Genomic DNA, 15,568 nt, shown 5'->3' on the forward strand with positions numbered 1-15,568 from the left:
CCATGTCCCATTCCGAAATAATTCACAAAAAATTTAGCACATTCTTTCGGAAAGGGGGAGAGGGATATTCCGAAGGAATGTGCAAAAAAGAGTCTTTTTTGTGCGGAAATAAAGTGATAATTTACACAAAGATCAATGCCAAAATTCATAACTGTATATCGTCTATAAAAGTGAAAAAGGAATTGTAAGAGAATATTCAATTGATAAAATAGTAATAGGAAATATTGATAAAAATGTTATCTTTTATGATAAAATCTATGTTAGGTTCGTCCTAGTTTTAGTCTGTTTAACAATAGCTGAATAGGGGATCTACATATGAGTAGTAATCAAAACTTAGAAAATAGTATTAAAAGAGAAAAACAGTTTGAATTTTTAAAAGAGGCGATTAATGATACGCAAAATACAATCCGATTTATTGATTCTAAAGCAAGTGCTGTAATCGTATTGTGGTCTATAGTTATCACAGCGTTAGTTAGTACTTATAGTAAATGGATAGAGTGGCTTCGTCAGTTCTATAAGAACGAGGGGCATTTGGAGATATTATTTATTACTTTAATACTCTTAGGAATGGCAATTTGTTTTATTTTAAGCCTTTTACTAGTTTATCGTACACTTTTACCAAATAATTCTCCTGTAGAACATCTAAAACTCAATGAAGTTAACCTAAAAGAAAACTATTTTATATCTTCAACAGATAATAAAATGAGTTTTTTTGACCTCTTTAGACGAAATCCCAAAATAAAACTTCGTAAGCCAACAAAAGAATTTATTTTGGATATTAAACAGCTAACAGATGAACAGATCATTGAAGAGATGGCAATTGAATTACAAAAAGTTTCTGCTATACGGTTAATAAAGTTACAAAGGGTAAATAAGGGAATTTTCTTCTTTTTAATCTTTATTGCACTCCTTACTACTTTAATTGTTTATTCACTGATATCGAATTTTATTCAAGTTACAAACTTTAGATTTTTCGGTATTTCAGTCAATGTTGAATTGTTTATTTACCTTTATTTAGGCCATAAGATAGGTGATTATCTTTTACAATCCGATAAACAAGCTAAATCAAAACAAAATTCTTGGTATTATTTACTAGTACATTGCGCTATCTATTCTTTATCAGTTATTGCAATTCCTTTTATTTTTATGGGTTATTTTAATTTGGCTGCTTTATTTTTTGTATTTATAACACATGTGGTAATAGACCAAGGAGCATTGCTTCGTTTTTGGATGAAGTACATAAAAGGAATTAAAGATCCTGACACTGAGGAAGTAACTATGGTTAAGTTAGAAATTGATCAGACTTTTCACTATATTGTAATCGGTATTATTTCAATATTAGGATAAACTTGTTAAATAAATACTTAGTGGAGGTGTTTACCTTGGCTAAGAAAGTGAACTTGTCAAAATTTATTCGTAATAACAGGAAATATGACATAAAAACTAACCCGGTTGACGTAATCTTTGGAAGAATAACAAAAAGCTTTTTTAACGAAACTCAACAGAGAGAAATTAATCAAGTAGAGGATATTATAGAACAGGAATTGAATGAAGATTTTACAATTGGAGGTCACCCGAAATATGATGAATTATTAAGTAAGGTTAAGTCATATGAAGATTTTAGTGTTCACAGAGTTAGTGATGTTAAGTTATGTTCGATTTTCGTAGATTTAAGAAATTTTACAAAGCGAGCTTTGTTTATTGATTCAGCAAATGTCGAAACAATAGATGACATTGCAAATTTAAAGCAAAAAGCAATATCCACTTGGATTAAATTAGCCCGATATTATGATGGCCATATCCATTCAATCACAGGCGATGGTCTGATGGTACTGATGGATAAGTTAGATGAAGAAGACGAGGAGTGGACAATTGGGGCAAGGAGTTTATTATTTAGTTTAAGAGTATTGGAGAGTGCAGATATTTTAAATGATTACTTAAAAGAGTTTTTAAAAGAAAAAGGAAAAGAGCAGTATGCTAATAATCCTGACAATCTAATTAATATCAAAATTGGTATTGAATACTCACCTAAGACTTTGATGAATCCACAAGGGGTTATTGTTAATGATAAAGGGGAAAATAAAGCTGTAGGAGAGGTAAAGGCAACTTCATTCGAAATTGACTTTTCTGCCAAAGTGCTAAGTAAATATAAGGAAGCTTTAAATGGTTTAAATGATAATGATGCTAAAAATAATCGATTAATCCTGTTTGGTAATCAGTATAAAGAATTGATGCAGTTTTTGGATAGTGAAATTGAAGTGAAAAAAGTCGATTCTTATAAGAGAACAATGTATGATGTAACTGAAACTAGAGATATATACTCGCTTGATACAAAACCTATTAAAAGAAATATATTTACTATTGAAGATGTTGCTGATATATGTGATGTAGAAGAACAGAATGAAGATTTTGCAAGGGCATCCGTCATAGCTTTACAAGATAGCGGTGAAATAAAACATGGAAACTAAAAAAGAAATTTTAGCTGAGTTTAAACGACTCGGCTTTTCTCTTATTGACGAGAACAAAGTTTTTGGATCCATTACTTTTGGTGAAATATCCATTGAAGTTACAATTTGTATTGATCAAGATTTTCCTTTTAAAGCTCCAATTATTTTTTTAGAAACTATTTCTGGAAAAAAAGAGTTATATAAAAATATACCTTATAAATGGAGACACTTAGATGAATGGGTATTGAGCCAAAATCCAAGGGATTCAAAGTTTACAATATGCTGCTTACATAATTGGGTTCCTCAAGGAAAGAATAATGCCAGATTTATTTGTGATCGAATTTATAGTTGGCTGAAATCAAATATAACAGAAACTTGGGATCCAGAAGAAGATTTACCAACTTCAAAGATTATACCAAAGCAAGCGACGGTTGCAAGATTAATTCTAAGTAATGAATTTATAGAATCTTGTATGAAAGAGTTAAAACCAAAAGAAAAAAAACTTTATAAATTAATCCATTCTAAATATAAATTTAAGGGTACAGGGGCAACTTCGAGAAATGGCGTGATTTCCAATAAGTATGCTTTAGATGATATTGATTTCAACAATCCTTACATTTATTTTTTCTCAGACGATAGGGAAACCAAAAGTACATGTCTAGATTATCTTATTAATATTAAATCAGACGGCGGATTCAATCATGCTGATTGTCTTGTAATTCGCCTTCCTTCGTGGGCTCGATTTAAAACTCTATATCAATTGTTGGAATATCTAAGGGTGAATGAATATATTACTTCGAAGCTAGTTAGAAAATATAACAATTTACCTATAGTAGTTATCTTTAGAGGAGATAAAGGACGTACAGAAGTCGTATCGTTTCTTTGCGATAAAGAAATATTGAATCAGAATGGAAGTATGAAGGTTCAAATGATTAGCATAGATACGATACCTAAAAGACAACCAGAGATAGGGTTAAATGTAGGACTGATAGGAGTAGGCTCACTTGGCAGTAACGTTGCAAGGCTCTTGGTTAATAAAGGAGTAAAAACTTTATACATGTCTGATCATGATATGTTAAAGCCAGAAAACTTAGGTGGACATATCTTACCCTCAATGTTTTTATATGCAAACAAGGCTGACGCTGTTGCTAATTATTTAATGCACCACTTAGTTAAAGAAACAGAGATATACTCTGGTAATAATGATGAGGAAGTTTTTGAAAAAGCAGATCTCCTTGTTGTAACCGTAGGAGATAATGAAGCTTTTAATAAACTAGCTTTTAATAAACTACAAAATTATAAAAAGCCGATTATTTGGGCTTGGGTTTCGCCTCATAACATTATTCACAAAATGGTAATAACATCCCAAAAAACAGGTTGTCTCAACTGCTTCTTTTTACTTGAAAAGAAAAATGAAACACTAAGGCAAATTAACGAAAAAGTAAATGAAGAACTTTCTAAATTGGATATATCCTATATTGATTTATGCGGTAACCCACATACTGTATCATTCCCTGAGCGCATGGCAGATTTTGCAGCTAAGATTGTCGCTACTATTAGCCTTTATGCAAAAACTAAAAGATTTGAATTTGACTATTTGGTTGAGTACTGGGATGTCAATACATCTATTCCTAAGATTTTTACTGGATTGTTAAATGTTCAAGATGAGTGTGGATGTGAAGGTAAAGGGAGAGAAAATTAATGTATAGCTTTTACTTGGAGATGGATGTTTTTAGCAAGCTCTGTTCAGCAACAAAAGATAATCCTACGATAGAAAATGGAGGACTGCTTTTTGCTAAGTTTAAGCCTAAAAAGTTAATTGTCACTGATGTTATCAATGCAGGACCTTTGAGTAAAAGAAATAAGTATGAAATAATTCTTAATAAAGAGGAACTTCTAACACAAGCACTAGAACTAACAGGAAATGCACGATATTTTGTTGGTACATGGCATTCGCATCCACCTAATGCTTCTCTTCAACCTTCTTTGATGGATTTAACTACTATGAAAAATATCGGAAAAAATCTAGTAAATGTATATCCACCTGTTTTTCTGATTGTAAAGTATGTAAATAATAAGCTTATTTTTCAGGCTTATTCGCTAAACGAAAAACTTGAAATTATAGGAATTTATTTTAAGAATATGTCTAACTTAAAAATCTCCGAGTTAGATTAATATTTAATAACATTTAATTAGACTATTATTCATGTAATAAGGAATGATGTTTCTTAATAATGGGCTGGTAATTAGAGCGGTTATTTATTGGAGGAATTGAATCATAGTGGGGGATAAACATGATATCAAGCAACTTCGAATTCTTAAAAGATAAGTGGGAAGTTCTCGCCCGTGTTGGGGAAACGGCGGAACGAAATGTATATCAAAATCCAAACGTGACGATTAGTGAGTTAAGAAAATTTGCAGAAACGATTACAAAATATATTTTAGCTTTAGAAGAAATTAGGGAAGAACGTGGAACTGATCAGCAAGAACGTCTAAGAGTTCTGTTTTACGAGCAAATTATCCCGAAAGAAATATATGACTTATTTACGGTCATTCGGTTGAAAGGGAATGAAGCGGTACATAATCCGAGTTATGGAGAAGTAAACGAAGCAAAAGCTTTATTGCATATGGCGTTCCGAATTGCAGTTTGGTTTATGGAAGTGTATGGCGATTGGTCATTCCAAGCTCCAGAGTATATCGAACCGACACCACAAACATCTATATCAGCAGATGAGTTGGATCATGTAGTTAAGTCATACGAAGAAAAGCTTGCTCAATTGGAAATAGAGCTTGAAAAGATACGGAAAGAACAGCTATATATTAGCAGTGAAGAAAAGCAAAAACGACGTGAATTTTCTCAACGTGCCATCGCTAACTTTGAATTGACGGAGGCAGAAACCCGTATTCTTATTGACCAACAATTACGAGATGCTGGATGGGAGGCTGACTCTGAAAAGTTACGGTTCTCCAAAGGAGTTCGTCCGGAAAAGGGGCGAAACATGGCAATTGCGGAATGGCCTTTAAAACGCGGTTACGCTGATTACGCGCTATTTATTGGCCTTGAACTAGTGGGAATCATTGAGGCGAAACGCGCCAGCAAAGATATTCCATCCGACATTGAACAAGCAAAAGAATATGCAAAATTAGTCGTTCGACATGGTAATGAAGTGATCCATGAGCCGTGGGGAGATTACTTTGTTCCATTTCTCTTTGCGACAAATGGGAGACCATATCTAAAACAGTTAGAGCAAAAATCAGGCATTTGGTTTTTAGATGCCCGAAAATCGACGAACCATCCACGCCCGCTGCAAGGCTGGTACACTCCTCGCGGGTTAAAAAAATTGTTAGAGCAAGATGTCGAACGTTCGGAACAATTTTTGCGTGATGAAAAATTTGATTATCTGAAATTAAGACCTTACCAAGTGAAAGCCATTCAAGCTGTTGAAAAAGCACTGGAAGAGAAAAAACGCAGTATTTTAATCGCAATGGCAACCGGAACAGGGAAAACGAGAATGGCAATTGGTCTCATTTACCGATTGCTCAAAGCAAAGCGTTTTCATCGAATTTTATTCCTTGTCGACCGAAAAGCGCTAGCGGAACAAGCAGAAAGTGCTTTTAAAGAAAGCAAGATGGAAAGTTTTCATACGTTCACCGAAATTTATAGCTTACAATCGTTATACGATCAAAAACCAGATGACGAAACGAAAGTGCATATCGCTACCGTACAAGGAATGTTAAAACGAATTTTTTATAACGACCGCTCGGAAGACATCCCGCCTGTGGATCAGTATGACTGCATTATTGTGGACGAAGCCCATCGCGGTTATACGTTAGATAAAGAAATGGATGAGGTGGAACTGCAATTTAGAGATCATCAAGACTATGTCAGCAAATACCGCAAAGTGCTCGATTATTTTGATGCCGTCCGCATCGGATTGACGGCGACGCCGGCACTTCATACGACGGAGATCTTTGGTCCGCCTGTCTTCACGTATTCTTATCGGGAAGCGGTAGTGGATGGCTATTTAGTCGACCATGAACCCCCGTATCAATTTGAAACGGTGTTGAAAAAAGAAGGGATTACGTGGGCGAAAGGGGAAACGGTCGATGTGTATGACACGGTGACAGGAACGATTTCTCAAGAGTATTTAGAAGACGAAGTCAATATTGATGTGTCTCAGTTTAACACAAAAGTCATTACGGAAAGCTTTAATCGTGTCATCATTCGTGAATTGACGAAATATATTTCTCCGGATGATGAAGGAAAAACGTTAATTTTTGCTGCCACTGATGATCATGCTGACTTAGTCGTTCGCCTTTTAAAAGAAGAGTTCGAAAAACTATACGGTGAAGTCGAAGACAACGCGGTGATGAAAATTACCGGTTCGATTAAAGATCCTTCTGGTGCGATCCGCCGTTTTAAAAACGAAAAATATCCAACAATTGTCGTTACGGTTGATTTGCTGACGACGGGTGTGGACGTGCCGGCGATTACGAATCTTGTCTTCTTACGGCGTGTTCGCTCGCGCATTCTGTATGAACAAATGTTAGGACGCGCAACGAGAAGATGCGAAGAAATCCAAAAAGACCATTTTAAAATTTTTGATGCGGTTGGGATTTATGAATCTTTAAAACCATATACAAGCATGAAGCCGGTTGTAACGCGTCCGAATATTTCGCTGACTCAATTAGTCGAAGAATTAGAGGGACTAGAAAAAACGGAACATCTTCAATATCAAAAAGAACAAATTATTGCCAAAATCCAGCGGAAAAAGCGGAAATGGTCCGATAGGCAGCACCAAGACTTTAAAGTGCTGTCCGGGGGCAAAACGGTCGATGAGTTTATCGATTGGGTAAAAGCCTTGCAGCCGGATGAATTACCTGTACAATTAAAAGAGTACAAGTCGATGTTCCGCTATATGGATGAAAATCGCTACCGGGAAAATAAGCAATATATTTCTAAACATGAAGATAAGTTGATTGCGGTAAAACGCGGATACGGAAATGCGGAAAAGCCAGATGACTATTTGCAATCGTTCGGTGAATTTATTCGCAACAATATGAACAAAATCCCAGCTTTAATGATTGTTTGTCAACGTCCAACCGAATTAACGAGAGAAGAACTGAAAAAACTGCTGCTCGAATTGGACCAAAAAGGCTTTTCCGAGAAAAAACTGCAAGCGGCATGGCGGGAGGCGAAAAACGAAGACATCGCGGCGGACATCATCGCCTTCATTCGCCAGCAAGCATTAGGCGATCCGCTCATTAGCCATGAAGAACGAATTAAAAACGCCATGAAAAAAATTTACCAAATGAAAGCATGGCCGCCGGTGCAAAAGAAATGGCTCGAACGCATTGAAAAGCAATTACTGCAAGAATATGTTCTTCATCCAGATCCGGAAAAAGCGTTTGAATATGAGCCATTTAAAAGCCACGGAGGCTTTAAACAATTAAATAAAATTTTCGACGGACAATTAGCTCACATCGTTCGGGAAATTAATTACAACTTATACAACTATCATTCTAAGAAGGAGCAAGCGTAGATGAACAACAGAGAAATCGTCCAAAAGCTATGGAATTTATGTAACGTGCTTCGTGATGACGGCATTACCTATCACCAATATGTGACAGAGTTAACGTATTTGCTGTTCTTAAAAATGATGAAAGAAACTGGTCAAGAATATATCATTCCAGAAAAATATCGCTGGGATTCGTTAGTAGAAAAAGACGGGATTGAACTAAAAGAGCATTATCAACAGTTGTTACTTGATTTAGGAAAAGAGGAAAATGAATTATTAAAGCAAATTTATACGGACGCGACATCGAATATTAGAGAACCAAAGAACCTAGAAAAAATTATTCAATCCATCAATAACTTAGATTGGTATAACGCGAAACAAGAAGGTTTAGGTGATTTGTACGAAGGACTGTTAGAAAAGAACGCGAGTGAAGTCAAATCGGGAGCGGGGCAATATTTTACGCCTCGCGTCCTCATTGATGTCATTGTAAAACTGGTCAATCCGAAGCCGGGCGAGCGCTGCCATGACCCTGCTGCGGGGACATTCGGCTTTATGATCGCGGCGGACCGTCATGTTCGTGAGCAAACGGATGATTATTTTGATTTGTCACAAGAAGAAATAGAGTTCCAAAAATATAAAGCTTTCTCGGGAGTGGAGCTTGTAAGAGATACGCATCGCTTAGCGATCATGAATGCGTTGCTTCATGATATTCATGGAGAAATCCTGTTAGGTGATACCCTCTCATCACTTGGTGAAAGTTTGAAAAATTATGATGTGATTTTGACGAATCCGCCTTTTGGAACAAAAAAAGGCGGCGAGCAGGCAACACGAACTGACTTTACCTTTAAGACATCGAACAAACAGCTAAATTTCCTGCAGCATATTTATCGAGCGCTGAAACCAAACGGGAAAGCCCGTGCTGCGGTTATTTTGCCTGATAACGTATTGTTTGAAGGTGGAGTTGGTGCTGACATTCGTCGTGACTTAATGGACAAATGTAATTTGCATACCATTTTACGCTTGCCGACAGGGATTTTTTATGCCCAAGGAGTGAAAACGAACGTCTTATTCTTTACTCGCGGGAAAACAGATGTCGGCAATACGAAAGAAGTATGGGTGTACGATTTACGTACAAACATGCCTTCCTTCGGTAAGCGGAATCCGCTAACTAAAGAACATTTTGAAGGATTTATTAAAGCTTACACAGCAGAAGACCGCCGTAAAGTCAAAGATGAGCGCTGGAATGTCTTTACTCGTGAAGAAATTGCGAAAAATGGCGATAGCTTAGATATTGGTCTAATTGCTGATGAATCCCTGTCCGTCTACGAAAACTTGCCAGACCCAATTGACTCCGCAGAAGAAGCGGTGGAAAAATTAGAAATAGCTATCTCTTTATTAAACGAAGTCATTGCCGAATTAAAAGCTGTCGAACAACCTAATAGCTACCAAATGACTTCTAAAGAAATACTAAAAGTGGCAGAAACATCTGAGGTGCTTGAAAAATGAGCAAAAAGAAACAAAAGTCTATCGAAGAACTACTCGAAGAAGCGTTAGTACCTGAAGAAGAACAGCCGTATCCAGTGCCGGAGAATTGGGTATGGGTGAGACTAGGTAGTATTACTAGGTTTATTGACTATCGAGGTAAGACACCTAAAAAAACTGAATCAGGTATAAGACTAATCACCGCTAAAAACGTCAGGATGGGTTATATTCAAGACGAACCTAAAGAATTTATTAGTGAAAAAGATTATGATTCATGGATGACTAGAGGGATTCCAAATGTGGGTGATATATTATTTACAACCGAAGCACCTCTAGGGAATGTGGCTCAATTAGATATTAATGAGAAAATTGCGCTCGCTCAAAGGATTATCACAATCTCCCCTTATCAGCCACTTGAAAAGACTTTCTTTAAATATTGTTTAATGAGTCCACAAATGCAAGCTCTAATTAAAAGTAACGCTACTGGAACTACTGTTTCTGGGATAAAAGCGAGTAGGCTAAAGGAAATAGAGGTGCCTTTAGCTCCCTTAAACGAACAAAAACGCATTGCTGAGAAGGTCGAGCGGCTTTTTGCTAAGCTTGATGAAGCAAAGCGGTTGATTGAAGAAGTAAAAGGGTCGTTTGAACTTCGCTGGGAAAGCATTTTAGACAAGGCATTTCGAGGAGAGCTAACTAAAAAATGGCGATCTAAGAACTCAATGACTGAAAAAGCTGATGATATTTTTAAAGAAATTCAAAAGGTCTATAAAAAAAGCAACAAAAAAGATGAACACGAAATTAATCCACCTTATCAAATCCCTCAAAATTGGAGATGGGTTAGATTAGGTGATATTGTCGATATTAACCCACCTAAGAAGAAGTTAGCGGATATAGAAGATGATCAAATTTGCACATTTATTCCTATGACTTCTATAAGTGATAAAACTGGTGAAATAGAAAATCCAGAAATTAGGGAATATGCTAAAGTAAAGAAAGGTTATACATTTTTCCTTGAGAATGACATTCTTTTTGCCAAAATAACTCCATGTATGGAAAATGGAAAAACAGCTATTGCGCAAAATTTAATAAATGGGTTTGGATTTGGATCAACAGAGTTTCATGTAATTAGAACAAACTCTTATATTAACATCAAGTTAATATATTATTTACTTCGATCTAAAAAATTTAGGATGGAAGCTAAAAAAGAAATGACAGGCGCAGTAGGTCAACAACGTGTACCAAAATCATTTTTAGAAAATTATTTATTTCCATTACCCCCAAAAAGAGAACAAGACAAAATTGTTGAGTTATTGGATAAGTTGTATGTTAAAGAAGTCGAAATTAGTAAAATAGAGACATTAGAAGGGGAAATAGATTCACTACGCCAATCTATCCTTAACAAAGCCTTCCATGGAGAACTTGGAACAAATGATCCAACTGAAGAAAGTGCAATAGAGCTTTTGAAGGAAGTTTTAAAATCCAGATAAAGGAAATTGAGTATACAACAATTTTGTCACTTTTTAATCGGCTGATTCAAAAAATTGTAAAATGAGTATACAACTTTTTTGTTACACCGTTCATGTCTCTGAACGGTGTTTTGCTTTTTCAATGGACTTTTCAGTATACAACTTTTTTGTCACTTAACAAGACTGTTGTTGAATGACAAAAAAAGCCTTATACTCGCGATCGTATCGAAGCGAAACAAATTCAATTCAGTTTGATTGGCAACGAGGATGGGATTCCAATTAGGGAGAAGGAAATAGGATTGAAGGGAATCGAGAAAGGTACCTAAAGGTGCTTTTCTCGATTTTTTATTTGGAACTAAAAGAGGAGACCTTCATGTCGCCAAACTAGTCATAGAAGAAGGAATCTGCTAAAGCCGGATAAAATCCAAATATAGCGGGAATAAAATTCCCCCTTCAAGATAAGCCCTACTGCAGCTAATTGAGTTTCTAAACTTATTTAGTCATATAAAAACTGCGCCTCCATTGGTTAGTGGTGTCTAACAATTGGAGTGCAGTTCATGATAGGTCATCATTTACCAGAAAAAAGTAGGAACCCTATACAGTTGATAAAGCAAGGCTTCGCAAAGGGATAAATTGGAATAGTAACAAAAATTTCATAATATAAGGAGTTTATCAAGATAAAAATATGGTATGATTTATAGAAAATGGATCTCCACCACAAAATGTACTTGACAAAAAAGTTTTTCATGATGAAGATGTAAAAAAAAAGATAGGTTTCCATTTTTGGTTATTTTTGTTAAGTTGGAAGGGACACTACCATGCTTCTTCCTAAAAGTCAAGTACATCTTTCGGTGATGAACCTCTTTATTGAAAGATGCTTATACATACATATAAGGAGGGTTTTTATGAAGGATATCCGAATGACGGTGGTCCTTACGTTGTTGTTGCTATTGGTGCTAGTTGGCTGTGCCAAACCGAAAGTGGAGCAAACGGTAAAATTAGGTGGTGCGGTCAAAACAATCGGTGACCTAGTGGTGCTAAGCGGAAACAGCAATCTGCCAAAAGGCGCCGTCGTGCAAATTGTGATGAAAGAAATCGAGGGGGGCAAACAGGTACTCGAGGAAAAAGTAAACGTTGGGGAAGACGGAAGTTATTCATGGAGCGCGAAAAGACCGGAGCGAGCTAAGGAATATGAGCTGGATGTGATGTTTTTGCCAGAACTGCAGCCGAAGCACGTAAAAGAGAAGTATGGTGAAAAGGGAGAGCTTATCAAAAAAGACTCGTCGGGCAGAGTAGAATATCAAACAGACGGACAAACCTATGTAGGAATTAAAATGTATGACCGCATCTTGAAAATAGGCGATGGAATGGGAGGACAGCAATCCATGTTAGCAGAAACATTGCCTCCCCCGGCACCATCTTATTAAAATGCAAGCACTGGCAGCTTACAGCCGAAAGGAACATCAAGCAATCGGTTGCCCATGCTCCGAAGGAGGGGGATCAGCCTTATGAAGAAATGGAAACTCGCCTTGACGGTGCTGGCGGATTTGTTGCTTACCATTTTCACGATTATGGCGATTATCGCGTTTGCGCAAAGCTATTCCTTGTTTCCGAGCCCGCAAATGGTCACGGTATTTTGGCAGCAATTTCAGCAGCTGTTTTGGAGCTTTTTTTCTATTCGTGATATAACGGTTTCGCTCTCGCAATGGCACAATGCTCCCCTGCTCTCAACGATGATGGAGCCGTATGCCTATTCCCTTATTATTTTATGGGGGGCGCTGGCTGTTTCCTTCCTTATAGCCGTTACGGGAGCCTACATCTGCTTTTTGCTTCCGCGTCCGCTGCAAAAAATGGTTAAAGGAATCGCGTTTTTTCTTGAGTCGATCCCCGATGTTATTTTTATTTTTTCTACGCAACTGTTTGTCATCTGGGTGTTTAAAAAGACAGATTTGCTTATTGTCAATCCTGTTGCCGGTTTTGACAATGTATACGTGCTGCCGATTGTCATGATTTCCATTTTGCCTTCCATTCTGCTGTTCCAAATGACATTTCTTGCGTTTACGGAGGAAAAAGACAAGCCATACGTCGAATATGCGCTAGCGAAAGGATTGTCAAAAACGGCAGTGCTATGGCGCCATATGTTCCGCAACGCGCTGATCACCGTGTTTTCTAACGTCCAATATTTGTTTTGGTTTATGCTGTCGAACTTGTTAGTGGCGGAATATTTGTTTAATATGCACGGATTGTTCCGGTTTTTGTATGAGCAGCTCCATACGCCGGAAGTAGTGGCTATCGGTCTTGCCATGCTGTTTTTGCCGTTTTACATCATTGATGTGGCCGGGAAACGAGTGATTGCTTATTTGACGGGAATCGAGAGGGGGGTAGCGTGATGCGCGCATTCCGCAACGTTTATTTTACGATAGGGTTTATCATCGCGGCCGGTCTATTGCTGGCCAGTTTTTTATATTCTTATTGGCTGAAAGACATCATTCCACAGCCGCCGAAGCAGATCTACAATGAGGCTGGTCGGCTCGTTGACGTTCCTCCGTACCCGCCGAGCTGGGCCCATCCGTTTGGCGTCGATCGCCAAGGCGAAGATGTGTTTTGGAAGGTCATCGATGGGGCGAAATATACGATTTTCACCGCATTGGCGGTCAGTTTGCTGCGGCTGGCGTTCGGGACGGTCGGCGGAATCATGTATGCTTTTTATTTACAGAAATTTCGTTTTATTGCCGAGTCCATCGTCCGCGCCTTTCGGTTTGTGCCGGCGATATTTTTAACGATGCTCTTTTTTGCTTTCATTCCATTGGAGGAGCAAGGAGCTGGAATGGGAGTGTTGATAAAACAACTATTGGTGCTTGCGGCTGTTGCGCTTCCGCCGTTAATGCTGGTCATCGGCAATGATATCGCTGTCTTTTTGCAAAATGAATTTGTCGTTTCTTCCCGGCTGATGGGAGCTGATAACGTTTGGCTCATCCGCAAGCACGTTCTCCCGTATATGCGGCCGCGGCTGTTTTTGCTGTTTACCCAGCAGACGGTGCAGTCGCTCTTGCTGCTTGTGCATCTCGGGGCGTTTCAAATATTGCTAGGAGGCGTAAAAGTTATATATGATTCCGATGGGTTGGGCCCTCCGGAGAAGGTGGCGCTCTCCCTTTCGAACGAATGGTCCGGCTTGATCGGTCTTTCCTATCGGGAAATGATGCTTGACCAATGGATTGTTGTCGGGCCGTGTGTTGCCTTTATCGTTGCCATTTTTGCCTTTAAATTAATGGGAAAAGGGTTAGAGCAAGTAATTGCTGGAAAAGGAAAACGGAAGCAGCGGAAAAAGCAATGGAGTTCATCGGGAAAACCTGCTTCTTTTCCGCCGCAGCAGGGCGATTTTGAATTTGTACTTTATAGATAGGCTATCCTAAAAATACATGAGGGGGGATGGAGTTGCGTGATCGCATCGACTTCTTATGCAAGACCATTTTGGCGATAAAAACAGCGGGCCGATTGGTCCTCGGGATTGATGGGCTAAGCCGATCGGGCAAAACGACATTAGCCAATCAGCTGAGTCAAACGTTGCGGGAGCAAGGCATCTCCGTGTGCGTTTTTCACATGGATGATCATATTGTCGAGCGAGCCAAACGTTATCATACGGGAAACGAGGAATGGTTTGAATATTATTATTTACAGTGGGATGTGGAGTGGCTAACGCATCAGTTGTTCCGTCAACTCAAAGCATCCCACCAGCTGACCCTCCCGTTTTATGATCATGAGACCGATACGCACTCCAAGCGAACGGTTTATCTCTCTGATTCGGACATGATCATGATTGAAGGTGTTTTTCTGCAAAGGAAAGAATGGAGGCCGTTCTTTGATTTCGTCGTCTATTTGGATTGTCCGCGGGAGATTCGCTTTGCCCGTGAAAACGATCAAGTGAAACAAAACATCCAAAAGTTCATCAACCGGTATTGGAAAGCAGAAGACTATTATTTGGAAACCGAAGAGCCGATTAAACGGGCGGATGTTGTTTTCGATATGACCTCATGATCGGGAATCTTTGGTAGGGTTTGTTCCTTTGCGAGGATGACGATGTTGGAAAAGAAAACATCGAATCGATCATCGATAATTTCATACAATTTGTTGAATAATCAACGAATTGTCTTGATCTAACCATTGAAAGTGCCCTCATTCTTTTATAATGATAGACAGGTGTTGATGAAATTTATGGATTGAAGGAGGGTATCCTATTATGATTTCCGCGAAAGCACGGGCTGTCGATGAAAAACGAGTAATTGGAGGGAGTGCGGTTAAATAGCAGAATCAGGCCTGACGGGCCGAACGGCGGCTTTTTCCGAGATGGAAAGCGAATCGATTGGTAATGGCGGCGTGGAAGTGCATGCAGTGCACCTGCCGCCTCGGGATGGATCATCGGGCGTTCCCCGTGTGGGGCGCCTTTTCTTTTTTGTTTTACAGAAAAAAATTCATTTAAATCCTCACATTTCGCACCCTAACAAGGTCAAAACAAAGGATTTTTTATTTCCCGAGTTCGACAGTTTTGAGGCCATTTTAGGCAAATGCAAATGGTCAAAATGCTGTAATATCAAGGATTTCACGATGTGAATCCTAGAAAAAAACGCTGAATTTCATAGGCACACGACTTGACAAA

General features: G+C 38.2%; 12 protein-coding genes. All 12 read left to right on the forward strand.

Going from position 1 to position 15,568, the window contains the following annotated elements; genetic code table 11:
* Positions 1-315 precede the first annotated feature (315 nt).
* Positions 316-1,347 carry a DUF3307 domain-containing protein gene (locus ACVBDQ_RS16470; protein ID WP_074044819.1) on the forward strand — a complete coding sequence of 344 codons (1,032 nt, stop codon included), beginning with the start codon at positions 316-318 and terminating at the stop codon, positions 1,345-1,347.
* A 35-nt stretch (positions 1,348-1,382) separates the two neighbouring features.
* The gene (locus tag ACVBDQ_RS16475) at positions 1,383-2,468 is read left to right on the forward strand and encodes a hypothetical protein (RefSeq protein ID WP_074044818.1); all 1,086 of its coding nucleotides are present in this window, start codon (positions 1,383-1,385) and stop codon (positions 2,466-2,468) included.
* On the forward strand, positions 2,458-4,149 hold the full coding sequence (locus ACVBDQ_RS16480; RefSeq protein ID WP_074044817.1) for a ThiF family adenylyltransferase: 1,692 nt from the start codon (positions 2,458-2,460) through the stop codon (positions 4,147-4,149). The genes ACVBDQ_RS16475 and ACVBDQ_RS16480 overlap by 11 nt, the downstream gene beginning before the upstream one ends.
* The gene (locus ACVBDQ_RS16485; protein ID WP_074044816.1) at positions 4,149-4,622 is read left to right on the forward strand and encodes a Mov34/MPN/PAD-1 family protein; all 474 of its coding nucleotides are present in this window, start codon (positions 4,149-4,151) and stop codon (positions 4,620-4,622) included. The genes ACVBDQ_RS16480 and ACVBDQ_RS16485 overlap by 1 nt, the downstream gene beginning before the upstream one ends.
* Before the next feature lie 122 nt (positions 4,623-4,744).
* A complete protein-coding gene (gene hsdR, locus ACVBDQ_RS16490; RefSeq protein WP_033024536.1) occupies positions 4,745-7,990 on the forward strand; it encodes a type I restriction-modification system endonuclease in 3,246 nt (1,081 codons plus the stop codon).
* Entirely contained in the window at positions 7,991-9,472 is a 1,482-nt protein-coding gene (locus tag ACVBDQ_RS16495; RefSeq protein ID WP_033024503.1) for a class I SAM-dependent DNA methyltransferase, read from the forward strand. It begins immediately after the preceding gene.
* Positions 9,469-10,935: a restriction endonuclease subunit S gene (locus tag ACVBDQ_RS16500; RefSeq protein ID WP_033024504.1), complete on the forward strand. Its 1,467-nt coding sequence runs from the start codon at positions 9,469-9,471 to the stop codon at positions 10,933-10,935. The genes ACVBDQ_RS16495 and ACVBDQ_RS16500 overlap by 4 nt, the downstream gene beginning before the upstream one ends.
* Before the next feature lie 884 nt (positions 10,936-11,819).
* The gene (locus tag ACVBDQ_RS16505; protein ID WP_008881522.1) at positions 11,820-12,341 is read left to right on the forward strand and encodes a hypothetical protein; all 522 of its coding nucleotides are present in this window, start codon (positions 11,820-11,822) and stop codon (positions 12,339-12,341) included.
* A gap of 81 nt (positions 12,342-12,422) precedes the next feature.
* Positions 12,423-13,304, forward strand: a complete 882-nt coding sequence (locus ACVBDQ_RS16510; protein ID WP_011229688.1) for an ABC transporter permease subunit — start codon at positions 12,423-12,425, stop codon at positions 13,302-13,304.
* On the forward strand, positions 13,304-14,317 hold the full coding sequence (locus tag ACVBDQ_RS16515) for an ABC transporter permease (RefSeq protein WP_047757490.1): 1,014 nt from the start codon (positions 13,304-13,306) through the stop codon (positions 14,315-14,317). The genes ACVBDQ_RS16510 and ACVBDQ_RS16515 overlap by 1 nt, the downstream gene beginning before the upstream one ends.
* A gap of 26 nt (positions 14,318-14,343) precedes the next feature.
* Positions 14,344-14,949, forward strand: a complete 606-nt coding sequence (locus ACVBDQ_RS16520; protein WP_011229690.1) for a kinase — start codon at positions 14,344-14,346, stop codon at positions 14,947-14,949.
* Positions 14,950-15,258: 309 nt separating this feature from the next.
* The gene (locus tag ACVBDQ_RS16525; RefSeq protein ID WP_446663345.1) at positions 15,259-15,522 is read left to right on the forward strand and encodes a hypothetical protein; all 264 of its coding nucleotides are present in this window, start codon (positions 15,259-15,261) and stop codon (positions 15,520-15,522) included.
* Positions 15,523-15,568: the final 46 nt, after the last annotated feature.

This window comes from Geobacillus sp. CCR (assembly GCF_052906625.1).

What these genes read in the sequence shown, in the direction of transcription:
- ACVBDQ_RS16470 (WP_074044819.1), top strand. Translation starts at nt 316, where the DNA reads ATGAGTAGTAATCAAAACTTAGAAAATAGTATTAAAAGAGAAAAACAG.
- ACVBDQ_RS16480 (WP_074044817.1), top strand. Translation starts at nt 2,458, where the DNA reads ATGGAAACTAAAAAAGAAATTTTAGCTGAGTTTAAACGACTCGGCTTT.
- ACVBDQ_RS16485 (WP_074044816.1), top strand. Translation starts at nt 4,149, where the DNA reads ATGTATAGCTTTTACTTGGAGATGGATGTTTTTAGCAAGCTCTGTTCA.
- ACVBDQ_RS16495 (WP_033024503.1), top strand. Translation starts at nt 7,991, where the DNA reads ATGAACAACAGAGAAATCGTCCAAAAGCTATGGAATTTATGTAACGTG.
- ACVBDQ_RS16500 (WP_033024504.1), top strand. Translation starts at nt 9,469, where the DNA reads ATGAGCAAAAAGAAACAAAAGTCTATCGAAGAACTACTCGAAGAAGCG.
- ACVBDQ_RS16505 (WP_008881522.1), top strand. Translation starts at nt 11,820, where the DNA reads ATGAAGGATATCCGAATGACGGTGGTCCTTACGTTGTTGTTGCTATTG.
- ACVBDQ_RS16510 (WP_011229688.1), top strand. Translation starts at nt 12,423, where the DNA reads ATGAAGAAATGGAAACTCGCCTTGACGGTGCTGGCGGATTTGTTGCTT.
- ACVBDQ_RS16515 (WP_047757490.1), top strand. Translation starts at nt 13,304, where the DNA reads ATGCGCGCATTCCGCAACGTTTATTTTACGATAGGGTTTATCATCGCG.
- ACVBDQ_RS16520 (WP_011229690.1), top strand. Translation starts at nt 14,344, where the DNA reads ATGGAGTTGCGTGATCGCATCGACTTCTTATGCAAGACCATTTTGGCG.
- ACVBDQ_RS16525 (WP_446663345.1), top strand. Translation starts at nt 15,259, where the DNA reads ATGGAAAGCGAATCGATTGGTAATGGCGGCGTGGAAGTGCATGCAGTG.